Origin of the sequence: Anaerostipes sp. 992a, from assembly GCF_001940245.1 — a bacterium.
GTDB lineage: Bacteria > Bacillota > Clostridia > Lachnospirales > Lachnospiraceae > Fimousia.
In genome coordinates, this window is the sequence record NZ_MJIG01000001.1 from 64017 (window position 1) to 82774 (window position 18758).

The 18758-nt window shown below is 40.5% G+C and carries 17 protein-coding genes; 10 read left to right on the top strand and 7 right to left on the bottom strand.

Annotation, left to right across the window (positions count from 1 at the left end):
• The first annotated feature begins 38 nt into the window (after positions 1 to 38).
• The 6 genes from BHF69_RS00365 to BHF69_RS00390 all read left to right on the top strand — a co-directional run bounded on the left by BHF69_RS00365 (position 39) and on the right by BHF69_RS00390 (position 6799).
• Entirely contained in the window at positions 39 to 407 is a 369-nt protein-coding gene (locus tag BHF69_RS00365) for a CidA/LrgA family protein (RefSeq protein WP_075669106.1), read from the top strand.
• Complete coding sequence (locus tag BHF69_RS00370) at positions 400 to 1092, top strand: LrgB family protein (RefSeq protein ID WP_075669107.1); 693 nt, start codon at positions 400 to 402, stop codon at positions 1090 to 1092. Before BHF69_RS00365 ends, BHF69_RS00370 begins: the two co-directional genes overlap by 8 nt.
• Before the next feature lie 191 nt (positions 1093 to 1283).
• Positions 1284 to 2498, top strand: coding sequence for an RNA polymerase sigma factor (locus BHF69_RS00375; RefSeq protein WP_075669108.1), 1215 nt, complete (start codon positions 1284 to 1286; stop codon positions 2496 to 2498).
• Between the two features lie 142 nt (positions 2499 to 2640).
• Positions 2641 to 4593, top strand: coding sequence for a thioredoxin domain-containing protein (locus tag BHF69_RS00380; RefSeq protein ID WP_075669109.1), 1953 nt, complete (start codon positions 2641 to 2643; stop codon positions 4591 to 4593).
• On the top strand, positions 4590 to 5957 hold the full coding sequence (locus BHF69_RS00385) for an FAD-dependent oxidoreductase (RefSeq protein ID WP_075669110.1): 1368 nt from the start codon (positions 4590 to 4592) through the stop codon (positions 5955 to 5957). Before BHF69_RS00380 ends, BHF69_RS00385 begins: the two co-directional genes overlap by 4 nt.
• Entirely contained in the window at positions 5954 to 6799 is an 846-nt protein-coding gene (locus tag BHF69_RS00390) for a tocopherol cyclase family protein (protein ID WP_075669111.1), read from the top strand. Before BHF69_RS00385 ends, BHF69_RS00390 begins: the two co-directional genes overlap by 4 nt.
• 55 nt (positions 6800 to 6854) lie before the next feature.
• On the opposite strand, the gene cytX is transcribed toward BHF69_RS00390, so the two are convergent.
• A complete protein-coding gene (gene cytX / locus BHF69_RS00395; RefSeq protein ID WP_075669112.1) occupies positions 6855 to 8027 on the bottom strand; it encodes a putative hydroxymethylpyrimidine transporter CytX in 1173 nt (390 codons plus the stop codon).
• Complete coding sequence (gene thiD / locus BHF69_RS00400) at positions 8027 to 8845, bottom strand: bifunctional hydroxymethylpyrimidine kinase/phosphomethylpyrimidine kinase (protein WP_075669113.1); 819 nt, start codon at positions 8843 to 8845, stop codon at positions 8027 to 8029. The genes cytX and thiD overlap by 1 nt, the downstream gene beginning before the upstream one ends.
• Positions 8846 to 9095: 250 nt before the next feature.
• On the opposite strand from thiD, the gene BHF69_RS00405 reads away from it, so the two are divergent.
• The 3 genes from BHF69_RS00405 (at position 9096) to pdxT (ending at position 11787) form a co-directional block, all read left to right on the top strand.
• Complete coding sequence (locus BHF69_RS00405) at positions 9096 to 10262, top strand: glycoside hydrolase family 3 protein (protein ID WP_083650866.1); 1167 nt, start codon at positions 9096 to 9098, stop codon at positions 10260 to 10262.
• Positions 10263 to 10340: 78 nt separating this feature from the next.
• Positions 10341 to 11216 carry a pyridoxal 5'-phosphate synthase lyase subunit PdxS gene (gene pdxS, locus BHF69_RS00410; protein WP_075669115.1) on the top strand — a complete coding sequence of 292 codons (876 nt, stop codon included), beginning with the start codon at positions 10341 to 10343 and terminating at the stop codon, positions 11214 to 11216.
• A 1-nt stretch (position 11217) separates the two neighbouring features.
• Positions 11218 to 11787, top strand: a complete 570-nt coding sequence (gene pdxT, locus BHF69_RS00415) for a pyridoxal 5'-phosphate synthase glutaminase subunit PdxT (RefSeq protein WP_075669116.1) — start codon at positions 11218 to 11220, stop codon at positions 11785 to 11787.
• Between the two features lie 89 nt (positions 11788 to 11876).
• Here the strand turns inward: pdxT and BHF69_RS00420 are convergent, their stop codons facing one another.
• From BHF69_RS00420 to BHF69_RS00435, 4 genes are all read right to left on the bottom strand, one after another.
• Positions 11877 to 12473: a hypothetical protein gene (locus BHF69_RS00420; protein WP_075669117.1), complete on the bottom strand. Its 597-nt coding sequence runs from the start codon at positions 12471 to 12473 to the stop codon at positions 11877 to 11879.
• 115 nt (positions 12474 to 12588) lie between these two features.
• Complete coding sequence (locus BHF69_RS00425) at positions 12589 to 13983, bottom strand: alanine/glycine:cation symporter family protein (RefSeq protein ID WP_075669118.1); 1395 nt, start codon at positions 13981 to 13983, stop codon at positions 12589 to 12591.
• Between the two features lie 140 nt (positions 13984 to 14123).
• Positions 14124 to 14918 (bottom strand): ABC transporter permease subunit, encoded by a 795-nt coding sequence (locus BHF69_RS00430; protein ID WP_075669119.1) that lies wholly within the window; start codon positions 14916 to 14918, stop codon positions 14124 to 14126.
• Complete coding sequence (locus tag BHF69_RS00435; RefSeq protein ID WP_075669120.1) at positions 14915 to 15808, bottom strand: ABC transporter ATP-binding protein; 894 nt, start codon at positions 15806 to 15808, stop codon at positions 14915 to 14917. The genes BHF69_RS00430 and BHF69_RS00435 overlap by 4 nt, the downstream gene beginning before the upstream one ends.
• A 183-nt stretch (positions 15809 to 15991) precedes the next feature.
• Between BHF69_RS00435 and BHF69_RS00440 the strand changes: the two genes are divergently transcribed.
• Positions 15992 to 17020 (top strand): CPBP family intramembrane glutamic endopeptidase, encoded by a 1029-nt coding sequence (locus BHF69_RS00440; protein ID WP_075669121.1) that lies wholly within the window; start codon positions 15992 to 15994, stop codon positions 17018 to 17020.
• A 17-nt stretch (positions 17021 to 17037) separates the two neighbouring features.
• Here the strand turns inward: BHF69_RS00440 and BHF69_RS00445 are convergent, their stop codons facing one another.
• The gene (locus BHF69_RS00445; RefSeq protein ID WP_075669122.1) at positions 17038 to 18543 is read right to left on the bottom strand and encodes an IS1182 family transposase; all 1506 of its coding nucleotides are present in this window, start codon (positions 18541 to 18543) and stop codon (positions 17038 to 17040) included.
• Positions 18544 to 18758: the final 215 nt, after the last annotated feature.

Genomic DNA, 18758 nt, shown 5'->3' on the forward strand with positions numbered 1-18758 from the left:
AGCAAGAAGAAATTTACTAGTTTGAAAAGAGGCGCATTATGAAATACTTGAAACAATTTACTATTATTTTAATCCTTTCGTTTATTGGAGAGGCTTTACATGAAATTTTACCATTTCCGGTACCGGGAAACATCTATGGGATTGTGTTGCTGTTTTTTTTATTGGAAACCAAATGGATACCTTTGTCGGAAATTGAAGATACAGGAAATTTTTTAGTGGAGATTATGCCGGTGATGTTTATCCCTGCAGCAGTAGGCCTGATCGACGTATGGGATGTGATCCATCCATCATGGATTTCCTATATAGTGATTATTGTCGTATCAACATTTCTTGTCATGATTGTTGCGGGCAGGGTAACGCAGGCATTTATGAAAAAAGAAAAGAAAGAAGAAAAGAAACATGAATGATTTTTTATATAACACGGTATTTGGGGGAGTAGCCATCTCTCTAGGTACATATTTTTTAGGAATGTGGATTCAGAAAAAGTGTAAAATGGCCATATTAAATCCGTTATTGATTTCCATTGTATTTACAATAGCATTTCTGGTAGCTGGACATGTGGATTATGATAATTACTATGAGGGTGCAAAATATATCAGTTACCTTCTGACACCAGCAACCATCTGTCTGGCGATTCCCCTGTATGAGCAATTTGAGATTTTGAAAAAGAATTGGAGGGCGGTTTTGATTGGGATTGTTAGCGGAGTTTTTACATCTCTAATTTCTGTTCTGGTAATCTCGTTTCTTTTTCATTTTAGTCATGCAGAATATGTGACGTTCCTTCCTAAATCCATCACCACAGCAATCGGAATGGGAGTATCAGAAGAACTTGGAGGGTATGTTTCAATTACTGTAGCAGCTATTATTATAACTGGAATCTTAGGAAATATATGTTCTGATTTTATATTAAAATGTTTTCATATCAAAGAACCTGTGGCAAAAGGAATTGCCATTGGCGTTTCCTCCCATGCAGTGGGAACAGCAAGAGCAATGGAAATGGGAAAAATCGAGGGAGCTTTAAGTAGCTTATCCATTGTGGTAGCAGGAATTTTTACCGTAGTGGGAGCGTCTTTCTTTGCGATGATCTGGTGAAAAATAGGATAATTTAGTAGAACTGCCAAAAGGCAAAAGAGAACTGTATGTTGTTGTTTGAGATACAGTTCTTTTTTGTTACATAAGAAGTTTTTCGAATTTCTTATGTAACATTTTTGGACATAGAGAGTCTAATAGTATGAAGGGAAAAAGTCATGCTATATTGTTCTCAGAATGTGAAGGAGGATATTATGCAAGAAAACGAAAAGCCAATAAGCGAGGAAGCTCTGCTGGCTGAATATGAAGCAGTGTATTATTATATACTGGCAATCTGTCAGAATCAAAATGAGGCTCAGGACATTACACAGGAAACTTTTTTAAAAGCGATGCTCTCTTCTACTACATTTCAGGGAAGGAGTAGTCTATATACGTGGTTGTGTACGATTGCAAAAAACCTGTGGATAAATAAATGCCAAAAAAGAAAAAAGGAGATTTTCCTGGAGGAAAAAACGAAAGAAGTCACAGGATTAGAAAAATCAATGGAGATTTTGTTTTGTGAAAAAGCTGCATCCAGAAGAATTCATCAAATTCTGCATGTGATGGAAGAACCATATAAAGAGGTATTTTCCTTACGGACATTTGGGGAACTTTCTTTTGCAGATATTGCAGATTTGTTTTCAAAAACGGAGAGCTGGGCGAGAGTTACCTATTATCGGTCTAAGAAAAAGATTGTGGATCATGTTGTTTCTGATGCTACAGCATTCATGGTAAAAAAGCATTTAGATAGTTGTGAAAACTGTAAAGCGGAATACCAAATATTGTGTGCTAATTTATCTATGCAGAAGGACGAAAAACAGGTTACAAAATTGAAATTTCAGGAATTTCAAAATAAAATGAAAAAGAAAAAGTGGAAGACTGTGTTGATAGCAATCTTGATTACTTGTTTTCTATTTGTAGGAGGAGGTTATTTTTTGACACAGGTTCCGTTTGTTCATGTTTCCGATGATGTTGTAAAAATAACACAAATCTATCGTTTTAAAGAAAATGGAGAAACCAAATTATTTATACAATATGGTACTCCTGTATATAAATATCCATCAAAGTGCAATATAACCATAACAAAAATAAAAGATGGCTGTATCAGATTACATTTTAATATTCAGAAATCAGTAGTATCTGGAGTAGTAAAAGGTATTAATATCGGTAATCAGTATGATGTGATTGATGCTATACCAGATGATTTTGATACTATTTATATGGGAGATAAAGTAGTCTGGAGAAGGGAGGAGCATAAATCAGAGCAAGTTCCAGCATATGTTTATGAATATGATAATAAGGACGTTGAGGCATGGATTCATGATTCTGATCCGAAATATGGGGAGTATTTTGAAGCACAGTATAAAGATGGAAGAATTGTACGGTGGAATTTGGCAGGTAAGGTAATTTCAGATGGCATGGATAAGTAATATGATTCATAACTCATTTTGCCCTTATATGATCGAAAATTTGAATAAATTGCTATGATATGCACAGACTATAGAAAACGAATTTTTCTGAACAGAGACAAAGGAAAAGTTATGAATTCTATCTGGAAGGAGATCATGTGACATGAGCAATCGCCTAAAAAATGAGAGCAGCCCATATCTTTTACAGCATGCACAAAATCCGGTGGACTGGTATCCATGGGGAGAGGAGGCTTTTGAAAAGGCAAGACGAGAGGATAAGCCGGTGTTTCTGAGTATTGGCTACAGCACCTGTCACTGGTGTCATGTCATGGCCCATGAGAGCTTTGAAAACCATGACATTGCAGACATATTAAATCAGAATTTTATATCCATCAAGGTGGACCGGGAGGAACGCCCGGACGTAGATCGTGTATATATGGCAGTCTGTCAGGCGCTGACGGGAAGCGGAGGCTGGCCTGTGAGCATTTTTCTTACGCCCGAACAAAAACCTTTTTATGCAGGGACTTATTTTCCACCAGTATCCCAGTATGGGATGATCGGTTTTGGGGATTTACTGCTTGCAATTGTGGATAAATGGAAGACACAGCGGCCCCATCTGTTGAAATCAGCAGAAGAGATCCTTTCGCATATGCAGATGGAAGAGGGGGAGATTCATGAGACTATGGAGGAGCAGCTTCCCAAGAAGGCAGCAGAGCAGTTTTTACGAAGTTTTGATAAAGAAAATGGCGGTTTTGGGCAGGCACCGAAGTTTCCGACAGCCCATAATCTGATTTTTCTTATTCTGTATTCTATCATTTATAAGGATAAGAATGCTTTGAAGCAGGCCGCGTTTACGTTAGAAAAGATGCGAAGAGGAGGAATTTTTGACCAGATTGGCTATGGGTTTTCCAGATATTCCACCGATGCGTATTTTCTGGTTCCTCATTTTGAGAAGATGCTGTATGACAATGGTCTGTTGATATTATCCTATGCTGCTGCATATAAGGCTACTGGAGAAAAACAGTTTCTTATCACCGCAGAACAGACAGCGGAATATGTTTTGCGGGAAATGGCAGGGCCTTTGGGAGAATTTTACTCTGCCCAGGATGCGGACAGTGAGGGAGAGGAAGGTAGATATTATGTCTTTCGTTACGAAGAAGTCATAAGGGTCCTCGGAGAGGAAAAGGGGCGAAGATTTTGTGATTATTTTGGAATGACAAAGCAGGGAAATTTTGAGGGGAAGAACATTCCAAATCTACGAAATGGCAAGAAAATTTCTCATGAATTGGAAGAGGAAAGAAAGCTGTTATACGAGTATCGCAAATCCCGTACCAGTCTTCATCTGGATAATAAGGTTCTTACTGCATGGAATTCCCTGATGATCTGTGCTTTGGCCATCCTTTACCGAGTAACAGGAAAGAAGCATTATCTTCATGCCGCCCAAAAGAACCAGGAGTTCATAGAACAGTATCTTACAAATGAAAATTGTCTCTACGTAAGCTGTCATGATCAGATACCGTCCGTAAATGGATTTTTGGATGATTATGCATATTATGTGGCAGGGTTGCTCAGCTTATATGAAGTTACGGGAGAATCCTGTTACCAAGAGCGAGCAGAAGAGGTTATGGAGGAGGCACAGAGACAATTTTGTGATTCCAAAGGAAGGGGATATTTTCTTTATGGAACGGAGAATGAAAATCTCATTACAAAGCCGAAGGAAACCTATGACGGAGCACTGCCAAGTGGAAATTCTGTGATGGCATATTGTCTGGTGCGGATTTGGCAGCTGACCGGGAGAGAAGAGGACCGGAAACGAGCAGAAAAGCAGCTGATCTTTTTATCTGGAAAAGCAAGGGAGTATCCTGCTGGACATAGCCTGTTTCAAATTGCACTGCTTTTCTATCTCCATCCGCCAAAAAAGATTACGGTGGTTCTTTCCAGGGACGAAAAAGCACAGAATATGTATCCTCGTCTGCCATTGTATGCAGATGTTCGCATTCTTTTGGAGCCGGAAGAAGGCTATTCACTCATAAACGATCAAACTACGTATTATGTCTGTGAAGGGCATACATGTTTTCCTCCATCCAATGAACTTCCAGGAGGAAAGAAGATATGAAGTCGTTATGGAGAGCACAAGAAGAGAAGCTGGAAGCAGGACCTGCAGATCCGGCATTAAAAAAAGTGCATTGGGATGTTATTGTGATCGGCGCTGGTATGGCGGGAATCCTGATTGCTTATCAGCTAAAGGAGCAGGGAAGAAGAGTCCTTGTTCTGGAAGCAGATACCATTGCTTCTGGTCAGACGGAGCGTACGACAGCAAAGATCACAAGCCAGCATGGATGTAAATATAGCAGTCTGATCAAGAAGGTCGGTAAGGAAAAAGCAAGATTGTATGCTCAGGCAAATGAGGCGGCCATAAAAGAGTATGAACGGCTGATCAAGAAATATAAGATTGACTGTCAGTTTGAGAGGGTTACGGCTTATTTATATAGTCGGAAGGAAGAAGAAAAGCTGAGAAATGAGATAAGAGCTGCCAAAGAGGTCGGAATTGATGCATTTTTTACAAAAGAAACACAGCTTCCATTTCCAGTGGTGGGAGCCGCAGGATTTCGTCATCAGGCACAATTTTCGCCACTGATATTCTTACAATATATTGCTGCCCAATTAGAGGTTTTGGAGCATACCAAGGTCATTGGAATCAAAGATCATAAAGTGATGACCAATGCGTCCGTTTTCTCAGCCGATAAAATAGTCGTTGCTGCTCATTATCCTTTCTTAAATATTCCTGGATTTTATTTCTTACGGCAGCATCAGGAACGAAGCTATGTGCTGGCGTTGTCTGGCTGTGAAAGAATACAGGGAATGTATTATGGCATAGATGAAGATGGGCTTTCTTTTCGTCAGGCAGGAGAGCATCTGCTGCTTGGAGGAAGTGGTCATCGGACAGGTATTCATCATGGAAAATGTGCTTATGAAAATCTTTGGCAAGAGGCAAGAAAGTATTACCCAGAATGCAGGGAAGCATATCGTTGGTCGGCACAGGATTGTATGCCTCATGATGGGATTCCCTTCATCGGGAGATATTCTTACTTTACCCCTGATCTTTATGTGGCAACTGGGTTTCAAAAGTGGGGGATGACCTCTTCCATGGTAGCGGCTATGATCTTGCGGGATGAAATATGTGAGAGAGAGCATCCATATAAGAAAGTATTTTCTCCGCAGAGGATGAATGTTCGGGCATCTATCGGGAATTTATTATGTGATGTAGGAATGAGTATTGAGGGACTGATCAAGGGAATCGTACCACAAGGGCCGGGGAGATGCGCTCATCTTGGATGTGGACTTACCTGGAATCCAGATGAGAACAGCTGGGACTGTCCCTGCCATGGATCACGATACGATGAAAATGGAAGGCTTCTTGACAATCCTTCCAAAAGAAATTTAAAGAACATGAAAGTGGACAAAAAGGAAGAATTATGAAAAACTTTTTTAATGGGTGGTATATGAAGTGTCAGTCGAAAGAGCATACGGTGGCAGTCATACCGGCAGTCCATCAGAAAAATGGGCAAAAGAGTTGTTCCATTCAGTTGATTACGGAAAATGGGGTGTGGATGGCCAAAATGCCGGGAAATATATTCTGCAGGGATAAAAGAGGAATTTCCATTGGGGAAAATCGGTTCAGTCAGAGGGGAATCCGGTTGCATCTGGTTACATCCAGACTGGACGCAAAAGGAGAACTGAGATTTGGGCCCCTCTCTTCCTTAAGATATGATATCATGGGTCCTTTTGCTCTCATACCATTTCTGGAATGTAAACATCGTGTCTTTAGCATGAAGCATTTGGTTACTGGAACACTTAGCATAAATGGTCGCAGCTATTGTTTTGATCATGACTGGGGATACTGGGAAGGAGATTGTGGATATTCTTTTCCAAAAGAATATGCATGGACTCAGTGTTGTTTTCCCGGAGGCTCTTTGATGCTGTCTGTAGCAGATATTCCTATGGCAGGGTTTCATTTTACTGGTACGATCGCTGTGGTTATGTGGCATGGACGAGAATATAGGATGGCCACTTATCTGGGGGCAAGAGTAATACACATTCAGCGAGGAAAGCTGCGAATCCGACAGGGAGATATGGAATTGGAAGCCTGGCTTTTAGAGGCAGCACATCAGCCATTACAGGCCCCAGTGGCGGGAGATATGGGACGAACCATTCATGAAAGCGCTGTCTGCAGAGCTTATTACCGATTTCGGAAAGGAAACCGAATTCTTTTTGCATTTGAAACCAGGAAGGCCTCGTTTGAATATGAATATGCATTGTGAATAAAAGAAGACAAAAGGGCTTTTCTCAAGTGGAAGAGCCCTTTTAATGTTGCTTTTATCTACGATTTCCAATTACTTTTTTTACGATACAGCACAAAAGAATCGTGATCACCATATCAGGAAGTGTATTTCCAACAATAATATCTACGGTCATCAGGAATCGATATGCGATAAATCCGATTACCCAGACGATCAGATTTGGTAAATTGATGCCTTTTCTGCTGTGGTCATCATGGAATAAGAAAAAGTCTGCAATCTGAATCGCGATCATTGGTGCAAATACGGAGCCGATGAGATAAAGAAAGTTAGTAATATTATCCATTGGGTATACGATGGCAGCGATGGTTCCTAAGATGGTCACAACGATAGCCACATGTTTTCCGTTGAGATTTGGAAAGATGGATTCGCTGGAAATACCAGCGGAATACGCATCCAGGAAAGTAGTAGTTACGGTTGAGAATACGATGATCAGCAATCCTGCAATTCCAAGTCCTGCTTTTAACATAATCTGTGCGATGTCGTATTCGCCGGTATAGATCGCTGCGCCCATACCAATGATATACATCCAGCTGCTGACAATTCCATAGACAATAGCACTGGCAGCAGTTGCTTTCACAGGCTCTTTGGCTTCTCTTGTATAATCACTGATCAGTGGAAGCCAGGATAGAGGCATTGCTACGGCCAATTCTACGGCTGCTCCAAATGTCATGCTGTCATCTGCGATCATTCCTACAGCTCCGGAATCGAAGAAGATGACCTTGGATAGGATTAAAGTCAGAATAAACAGGGCTGACATGGCAATTACGTTTATTTTTCCAAGGTTTGTGATACCAATGACAATCCAGAGGATGATCAGGGCACCAATGACAAGACACCAGATAAAGCTTCCTGTATCCATCAGGCCATTGGCAGCAAGGGCTCCATCGTAGATCATAATGGCCGTCCAGCCGACCAGCTGGAGAACATTTAGAATGGAGAAAAGCAGACTTCCTGTTTCTCCAAAACTCATTTTTACGGTTTCCATAGCGCTTCGTCTTGACTTTCCACCGATGATGCCGGCTAAGAATAGCATTAGACATCCGATCACATGTCCAATGACAATTGCGGCTAATCCTTTGGAAAAACCAAGAGGTGCCAGATAGGTACCAGTCAGGATTTCGGCGATGGAAACACCGGCACCGAACCAGATCAAACTATTTTCAAAAATGGAAGTACGTTTTGCAGACATTATTTTTGTACCTCCTTTGCTGTTTCTATAAAGGTTCCAGTGAGATTAAATCCGTGATTCATAGGACCACTGCCGTTTCCAAGATCCAGCATGGCTGAAAGAGCACCGGAAATATAGGCTTTTGCACGTTCTACGGATATATCCAGATCAAATCCTTTTGCCAGATTAGAGGCAATGGCACTAGACAGTGTACATCCGGTTCCGTGAGTATTCGGATTCTCAATCCTTTTTCCATGGAACCATTGATAAGAGCCATTTCTATAAAGCAGATCATTGGCATCATTTAGCTGATGTCCGCCTTTACAGAGGACCGCACAGTGATAGGTTTCACTGATGACTCTGGCAGCTTCGATCATATCATCTGCAGATTGAATGGTCATGCCAGATAATACTTCAGCTTCTGGAATATTTGGAGTTAAGACAAGCGCCATAGGAAGCAGATATTCCTTCAATGTGGCGATGGCCTCATCACTGATCAATTTAGAGCCACTGGTAGCGACCATAACAGGATCTACAACAATGTTCTTAGCATCATATTCTTTTAGTTTTTCTGCAATTTTTTTGATCAGATCACTATTGGATACCATACCGATCTTTACAGCATCGGGGTAGATATCAGTAAAGATATTATCCAGCTGTTCGCCTAAAAAGTCTGGAGTAACCTCCATGATTCCGGTAACTCCCATGGTGTTCTGAGCGGTCAATGCAGTAATCGCACTCATAGCATAAACGCCATTGGTGATCATTGTCTTAATGTCGGCCTGGATGCCGGCGCCTCCACTGGAATCGCTTCCAGCGATTGTTAATGCTGTTCTCATATGTATCATTTCCTTTCTTTTTGTTTAAGTTAGAACGTAAAAACGGATATGCCAGGTGACATATCCGTGGTTATTATACTACATTTTGATAAAATTGTAACAAAAAATTGAAAAAAATTCATTTATTATGTATTAAGAATGTGCTAATATAGAAAAGCTTGTAAAATTAAGGGAGATATAACTGAATGGGAGAGGTACTCCGCCTTTATGTGAATAGGCGGTGGAATTGAAATGGAGGTAGTGTATAAAAATGAAAAAAATAAGAGTAACGATAATAGGTATTGTGCTGCTATTCTGTCTCACCCTGCTTGTTTCTGCATGCAGCAAAAAAAATCAGAATGAGCAAGTGAAGGAAGAAAGGAAAAAGACCCAAGAAGAGACCTGGTTGAAGGAGATGACAGTAGAGGAAAAAGTAGCACAGCTTTTTATGATCACACCAGAACAGTTGACTGGATATGGTCAGGTGATAAAGGCAGGAGAGGTGACAGAGCAAGCCTTAAAGGAATATCCTGTTGGCGGAATGATTTTATTTGCCAATAATATTGAAGATGATGAACAGTTAAAAACGATGATGAAGGGATTCAAAAAGATCAATGACAGCCAGAGAGAAATTCCCATTTTTCTTGGTATTGACGAAGAAGGGGGACAAGTTGCCCGAATTGCCAACAGTGGAAAGTGCAATGTGAAAAAGACAGAGGATATGAAGACATTGGGAAGCAGGAGCAGTGAGGATGTATACCAGGCAGCATTCTATATTGGCGGTTATCTAAGGGAATATGGATTTAACGTAGACTTTGCACCGGTTGCAGATGTTTCCAATGAAGATACTGCAGATGTTATCAGAAGCCGTTCTTTTGGGAATGATCCGGAGAAGGTCTCCAAGATGGTAACTGCTTATCTGAACGGACTAACGGAACAGGAAATTTTAGGAGCAGTGAAGCATTTTCCAGGACAGGGTTCTGTAAAACAGGATACCCATTTAGAGAGTGGTTATATATCAAAATCCTTTGATGAGATGATGGATACCGATCTACTTCCGTTTCAGACAGCTATAAAGGAAGAAGTACCGTTTGTGATGGTTTCTCATATGATACCTGGAGGCAGAGATTCTAATGAGCTGCCATCTTCTATGAATAAAAAAGTGGTGGATGAACTGCTTAGAGACCAATTAGGATATGAAAATATCGTGATTACCGACGCATTTAACATGGCAGCAATTTCGAATCATTATTCTTCTGATGAAGCAGCCATAAAAGCCATTCAGGCTGGAGTAGATATGATTCTTATGCCAGAGGATTTTCAGAAAGCGTACCAGGGAGTCATGAAGGCGGTAGAAGACGGGAGAATTTCGGAAGAACGGATTGATGAATCAGTAAAGAGGATTTTGAAAATCAAACTGGCATGGTTAAAAAATTAAAAACTGGCTATTTTCACCTGGACAGTTTTGCTCTATACTCCATAATCATACGAAACAGATAGAAAAGGGGAGAAACCAATGAGCAAAGAAAGATGGAATTTAAACAAAGAACTGGCACAGATGTTAAAAGGTGGAGTCATCATGGATGTTACGACTCCGGAGCAGGCAAGGATTGCAGAAGAAGCAGGTGCTTGCGCAGTTATGGCATTGGAAAGAATTCCAGCAGATATTCGTGCAGCAGGTGGAGTTTCCAGAATGAGTGATCCAAAGATGATCAAAGGTATTCAGGAAGCAGTATCCATTCCAGTTATGGCAAAATGCAGAATCGGACATTTTGCAGAAGCACAGATTTTAGAAGCAATCGAGATTGATTATATTGATGAAAGTGAAGTATTATCTCCAGCAGATGATGTTTACCACATTGACAAAACAAACTTTAAAGTACCATTTGTCTGTGGAGCGAAAGATCTTGGAGAAGCACTTCGAAGAATCAACGAAGGTGCTTCCATGATTCGTACCAAAGGAGAACCAGGAACAGGAGATGTAGTTCAGGCAGTACGTCATATGAGAATGATGAATCGCGAGATCGCAAAAATATCTTCTATGCGAGAAGATGAATTGTTTGACGAAGCAAAAGAACTGCGTGTGCCATATGAATTGGTACAGTATGTACATGACCATAAGCGTCTTCCAGTAGTAAACTTTGCAGCAGGCGGTGTTGCAACACCTGCAGATGCAGCATTGATGATGCAGCTGGGTGCAGAAGGAGTGTTTGTAGGATCTGGTATCTTTAAATCTGGTGACCCAGTAAAGAGAGCACAGGCTATCGTAAAAGCAGTTACCAATTATAATGATGCCAAGCTTTTAGCAGAGCTTTCTGAAGATCTTGGAGAAGCTATGGTAGGAATTAATGAACAGGAGATCGAGCTTCTTATGGCTGAAAGGGGTAAATAGATTGAAGGTAGGAATTCTGGCAGTGCAGGGAGCATTTATCGAGCATGAGCATAAAATGCAAGCTTTGGGAGCAACCTGTGTGGAAATACGAAAAAAAGAAGATTTAAATCAGCATTTCGATGGTCTGATCCTGCCTGGCGGTGAGAGTACTGTTCAGGGAAAGCTGCTGAATGACCTGGATATGTTTGCTGATCTTAAGAAAAGAATTCAGCAGGGAATTCCAACACTGGCGACCTGTGCTGGATTGATCTTACTGGCAGAGCATATCAGCAATGATGATAAAGCTTATTTTCAGACACTTCCTGTGACAGTAAAGAGAAATGCATATGGAAGACAGTTGGGAAGCTTCTATACAGAGGAAGAAGTAAAAGGAATTGGACAGGTTCCAATGACCTTTATTCGGGCACCATATGTGGAAAGTGCGGAAGATGAAGTGGAAGTTCTGGCAAAAGTAGAGGAGAAGATCGTAGCAGTCCGATATGGAACACAGATTGGACTTTCCTTCCATCCAGAGCTGGATGAGAATAATAAAATCCATGAAATGTTTTATCAGATGATGGAAGCAGCATAGACGGGAATAAAGCATTTTTGAGGGGAGACCAATGGGGTGTGGCGAAACATTGTTTACGAATGTTTTGTCACACCCCATTTGGCTTATTCTTATGTGGAAAGGACTCGGATTTCAAATGCTGTCGTCTGTGGAGGAATGCTGGCTGTCTGAAAATTGGCGTGTGTGATGGTTACTAACTGACCAGGGCTAAGATTCTGGAGGCTGATCGGTCTGCCAGAACGATTAATAATGGAAGTTTGTTCGGTAATCATATATTTGGTCTGACTATTAATGTTGTTAAGATTTCCAGTGTAAATGGCTGAATTTCGCACATCTACAAAAGAGATTCGTCCGGTGGTGGTAGAAGAAGGAGCTTTTGGATTTCTTTGGATTAAGATTAAGAATGCATTGGACTGAGGAGGAATGCTTCTGGTCATTCGTGCGGAAAAGATAGCATTGATCCAAAGTCCTTTTTGGATACAGCATGGACAGAGCCGTTGACCAGAAGCATTCAAAACCACGGTATTTTGATTTAGATTTAATCGAATTGTTTCAATGGAAATGGTCTGATTTTTTTGCGGAACTGCATAGGAAATTAAGATGTATCCGTTAAAATTCGTAAAGCAGACAACCTCTTCTACAAGAGCATTGTCAATCCTTATAATGTTTCCCTGCTGAACCATGGTGCCACGGGGATCTGTATTCATAAGAAACCTCAAAATCTAGATAGTTTCTTCTATTATATGAAGATTTTCAAAAACAGTGCGGAAAAAAAGTGGGAGCTCTATTACATCTGATAGATTTCCCACTTAAGTTTATAGTCTAATGACTTTGTTCGTTTGAAAAATATTCTTTTACTAATTTGATGACCGTACCAGATAATAGGAAGACGGCAATCAGGTTTGGAATGGCCATTAAGCCATTGAAGGTCTCAGCAATGCTCCATAATAATCCAAGGTCGACAGTGGCCCCGAGAATTGCTACCAGAGAGTATGCAATGAGGAATGGCTTTGTTACCTTGGAAGAGAATAAGAACTCAATGCATCTTGCACCATATAGTCCCCAGCCGATAATGGTGGAGAAGGCAAAACAGCACATAGCTACTGCAGTGAAGATGGAGATCCAGTTTCCGTAAGTAGAGGTCAGTCCAAGGATCGTCAGCTCTGCACCAGCAGGATTTCCGTAATGAATTGGAATACCACTACATAAAATAACCAGTGCAGTTAATGTACAGATGATGATCGTGTCGGCAAATACCTCAAAGATTCCGAACATCCCCTGTTTAACAGGTTTTTTTGTATCGGCACAGGCATGAGCGATAGAACCAGTACCAAGACCGGCTTCGTTGGAGAAAATTCCTCTGGATACTCCCTTTTTCATGCTGAGGAAGAAGCTTCCTACGATTCCTCCTGTCACAGCTCGTGGATGAAATGCTCCATAGAAAATAGAGTAAAATACATCTGGAATATGCTGCATATTAAGGATTACTACACCTAAGGCCAAAGCAATATAGAAGAGAGCCATAAACGGAACCAGCTTTTCTGTTACTTTACCAATTCGTTTGATTCCGCCCAGCAGTACCAGTCCAACCACAATAGCGATGATAATACCTAATACCAGATTGACCGTAGAGACAGAACTATCTGGTATGATATGAAAATTTAACAATGCAGAATCAATAGCAGTAGTGATGGTATTGACCTGAGTTGCATTTCCAGTACCAAATACAGTAAGGACACCGAAAGCGGAAAACAAATAGGCAAGAAAGTGCCAGTTTTTACTCAATCCATTTTTAATATAATACATAGGACCGCCGACGAATTCACCGTGGTCATTGGTTTCACGAAAATGTACGGCCAGTGTTACTTCAGCGAATTTGGTACACATGCCAAGAAGTGCAGAAATCCACATCCAGAAGATAGTACCGGGTCCTCCGATAGCGATGGCACCAGCCACACCAGAGATATTTCCCGTTCCTACGGTGGCAGCTAAAGCGGTACAAACCGCCTGGAAAGGAGTCATGGAGCCTTCAGAGGCCTCTGTTTTGCGGAACACTCTTCCTAAGGTAGTCTTTATGGCATATGGAAACTTGCGGATCTGTAAAAAGTTTGTACGGATACTCAGATATAGTCCTACACCGATGATACAGATCATGGCCGGAACACCCCAGATAAAGTTGTTGACCACATTGTTAATAGATTCAATTGTGTGTAACATATTTCATACCTTTCTTTCTAAATTTCCCCTTGTCGTTTTGTAAAAATCGTGTAAACACAGTATAAACAGAAGAATTATATCATAAATTCTTTTGAAAATAAAGAAAACAGGAGAAATACATAAAGAAAAGATAGCTGGTGTTATATGGATAAATCTCTTCGGTCAAACCAGAAGATGCTAAAGGAAAATAATGCCAATGCCAATAAAATCATGGACAGGTTGTAGATCCAATAAGACTCTCCATGAATAATCTCCTTAGCTGGAAGAAGCGTATAGATGGTTACGTATTTTAGCTTTTCCAGCTTTTCTCCCATATTGGATAGCATCTGGAGCAGGAAAAATATGATTGGAATTCCCGCACCAAAGGTATAGTAATATCTGGCTTCGTTACACACACAGGCAGCAAGGCATACAATACCAAGAATAATCAGCTGTAGCAGTAAGGTGCTAACATTTAATTGTATGTATCTTGTGATATCAAGTTCTCCAGGAAATAGAATATGACTACTGATAATACCAACGGCAGTAACTGCAGACAACAAACAGGTTATCAACATAATAGAGGAAATCAATTGTGTAAAAATAATGCGGAAGCGGGAGTGTGGTGTGGATAACAGGTTTGCCATACTTCCCGTATCAATGTGGCTCATGATGAGACGATTTCCAAGAACAATGACAAATATCATAGGAAATAACTCCATAATGAACCCATATAAGTAGATTTGAATCCACTCCAACAGGTTAGAGGCAATGCCGGTCATGCCCACGGCACTCATCATACCAGGAAGTACATCCTGATATCCGCTTAGCATATCGGACAATTCCGGGTTATACATATAAATAATAGTAATAGTATATAGACAGATCAATGCGAAAAGCAGGAAAAATGTCTTAATCGCAGAGGATAGATTGTGTTTTAATAATGGAATAATCATGGTGTGACCTCCTCATCATAATAATGTAAGAATAACTCTTCCAGAGTTTGAGTTTTAATATCCATATCTACAGGGTGACAGGCTCCGATTTTTTGTAAAATCTCTCCGGGAGCACCATTTACGGATAATAAGACCTGGTTATTGGAGACCTTCTGAATAGGGAGTGAAGGATCCAGAGCAAATTTCTGAGCAGCCTGTTGATCGGCAAAGGTTACAGTATAAGTTTTCTTCTTTTTTTGTGCGAGAGAATTCATGTTCTCGATGGTAACCAGTCGGCCATTTCGGATAATAGCAGTGCGATCACAGCTTTTTTCTACTTCTTCAAAAATATGGGAAGAAAGCAGAATGGTAGCACCGTTCTTTTTGGCTTGTAGGATCAATTCAATAAAACGGTTTTGCATCAGGGGGTCCAGTCCACTGGTAGGCTCATCTAGAATAATAATATTTGGATCGGACATAAAGGTACAGATGATTGCCAGCTTCTGCTTCATTCCCTTAGACATTTTCCGGATGGGGCCTTTGGGATTCAGTTCAAAATAGTCCATGAGCTTTTTTATCCGGGTTTGGTCCTTTACCCGTTTTAGATCTGCCATGAATTTTAAGTAGCTGGTGCCAGTCATGTCATTGAATAAAGCAATTTCGCCGGGCAGATAGCCCAGTGTCTGCTGGAGCCTGGCGTGCTGCGAAAAGCAGTCCATGCCATTAATGGTTACGGTTCCGGAATCGGGACGGATAAATCCCATCAGATGACGGATGGTTGTTGTCTTACCAGCCCCATTGGGTCCAAGAAATCCAAAAACTTCTCCCTTCTGTACAGAAAAATTTAAATCAAAGATTCCTTTTTTATTTCCATAATCTTTTGTAAGATGATGTACTTCAATCGTCTTCATAAGAGACACCTCCTTATTGATATTCTTCTTTGTATACTAGCCTATATTTCATTGTAATAAATTGACTGGAATTTTCAAGGGGGTAGAATGAGGATTGTAATTTCATGGCATAAGATAGAAGAATTTGGTACAATAAAGATAGCTGGTACACAATATTTTTAACGAGGAGAAAGGGGGAAAAATATGTTATCAAGGTTAGAAAAAAAGCAGCTTAAAATCTTTATCATTGTTGCCTACGGTATTACCTTTCTTATGGGAGGTTTGATGGCTTATGGAAATGGAAGGCAACTGGATGTCAGTGCATTTCCAAATGCGCAGATGATGTATCCAGCTGCAGGAGTAATGTTGGCATATTTACTGACGAAACGAAAAGAACAAAAGACACCAACGAGATTCTTTCTGGCTTTTTTGGTGCTCACAGTATTTCTCATGGGAATTTCTATCTTATCTGTAATCGTACCTGGAAATTATTTACAGATTGCAGGAATGAATATATCCATATGGGCATTGGCAGTACAATATGCGATGATTGTTGGTAGCATTGTCTGTTGGATTTTTTATCTGACATCGGGAAAGGAGAAGAGAAAGGAGTATGGTCTGTGTTGGAGAAACAGTAAGGCATCCGTTGCATGTATTGTATTGTTTATTGCCTTATATATGCTCCGAACGGTGATTTCTTATGGAATTTCCGGTGATATGGAAAGCTTCTTCGAAATCGTGAAGAACCCGACTACCTGGATTAGTATGGCAGCACTTGCTATAAACTTTTTCTTAGTTTTTGTAGCTTTTTTCGGTGAGGAATATGGATGGCGCTATTATCTGCAGCCATTGCTTCAGAAAAGGTTTGGACTTCGGGGCGGAGTGATCGTACTTGGTATTGTGTGGGGATTGTGGCATCTGCCGGTAGATTTCTTTTATTATACTCGGCCGGAGATGGGATTTGCTGCTGCAGCCTCCCAACAGATTACTTGTATTACCCTTGGAATCTTCTTTGCCTATGCATATATGAAGACACAGAATATATGGGTTCCGGTAATTTTACACTTTCTCAATAACAATCTGATACCGATCATTGTGGGAAATTATTCTGTAGATGTGCTTCAGAATCAGGAAATCCATTGGGGACAGCTTCCTATGACTTTGGTGATCAATGGTTTGATCTTTGGAAGTTTCCTCCTGGCAAAACCATTCCGTAAAAAGGAAATATCTTAAAAGCCCTTAGGGGCTTTTCAGACTGTAGACAAAGTTTGTGCTGGAGATAATCTCCAGCACCACTTTTCTTTGAAAAATGACTTTTCTTTTAATAACCGCCAAATATTATGGATGGTTGAGATTCTTTCTTCCCTTTTGGCCAGTATCCTGGCCAGTTTTTTCAGGTTCATACATGCAAAAGTAAGCCCCGCTTTCATCTCCATCCGGGCTTTTCCTATGTATTGTGTATAACGAAATCCATGCTGCTCTTTGGCTGTTCCGAAAATCCTCTCGATTGTCTCCTTTCTTAAGTCATATATCTGTTTATTGCCAAGTGTATGCCTGATGTCCTCTGCTTTCTCCATATATTCTTCCCACACATGGCGGGTGATCACTTTTATATGTTCTTTGCTTTCCGTACATCTATGAAGATTTGGACAACTGTCACATATTTCTCCGCAGCTTACGTATTCCCTATAACCCTCCCTGTTTGTCGTATGATAGGATAATATATGGTTTTCCGGACATATATAGCAGTCATAATACTCATCATATACATACTCATATTTTCGGAAAAAACCTTCCTTTGTCATTGGCCTTTTGTATGGGAACAGCGGCTCGATACCATCTTCTAACAACTCATGGGCGATTGCTGGTGTACGATAACCGGCATCTGCTATGATCATAGCCGGTGAATAGATCTTTATCTTGTCATAAAGTGTTTTGAATGTCCGGCTGTCATGTTCATTCCCCGGATGAATGCTGTATCCCAGGATCCAGCCATGTTTATCACAAGCTGTTTCCACTGCATAGGCAAAAACATGTTTATGCTCGCCTTTACGAAACCAGCCGCTTTCCGGATCACTGATACTGCATTTCTGCGTTTTAATTCCTTCTGGAATTTCTTCTTCCTTTGTATTATCACCGCTCCCGCTGCCGGATGGGGGATCATTTTTGTCTTTTTCTTTCAAAGGCTTTTTCCCATGCGCTTCACGATCCCTGGATATTTCCTTCTGTAGTTTCTCTTCATACCAAAGGGCCTGTTCCTGTGCAACTCTTTTTCGCATTTTTTTGCTGTTTGCACATGCTTTCACATGAGTGGAATCCACAAAGATCTGATCGGTGTCCACCAGTTTAAATTTCATGCAGTCTTCCAATATTTTTGCAAAGATCTGCTCAAAAAGATCTGTGTCCTTAAAACGGCGTGTATAGTTTTTTCCAAAGGTTGAAAAATGTGGTACCGGATCCATCATGTCTAATCCAAGGAACCATCTGTAAGCAACGTTTACTTCAATCTCCTTGATAGTCTGTCTCATACTTTTAATTCCATAAAGGTATTGAATAAAAGGAATTTTGATCAGCATAACAGGATCCATGCTGGGTCTTCCATTATCAGAACAGTATTTTTCTTCTACAAGATCATAGATAAAAGTCCAGTCGATGGCTTTATCAATCAAACGCAGCATATGGTTTTGAGGAACCATGTCATCCATACAGAACATCATCATCTGTTCCCTTTTTTTGTCTGCATTTTTTGTCATCATAAAAAACACCGCCTTTCTGATATTTCAATTATATCAGAAAAACGGTCGTAAACATAGAAAAGCCCGGCTTTCGCCGGGACTTTGTCTACAGTCTGAAAAGCCCTTAGGGGCTTTTTTCTTATCATATCTATGTGATAAAAACACTTCGCAAGGATTGTATACTTGACAGATTTCTTTATTGGAGTATAATCGGTATAAAAGTTCTTTTTAGAACA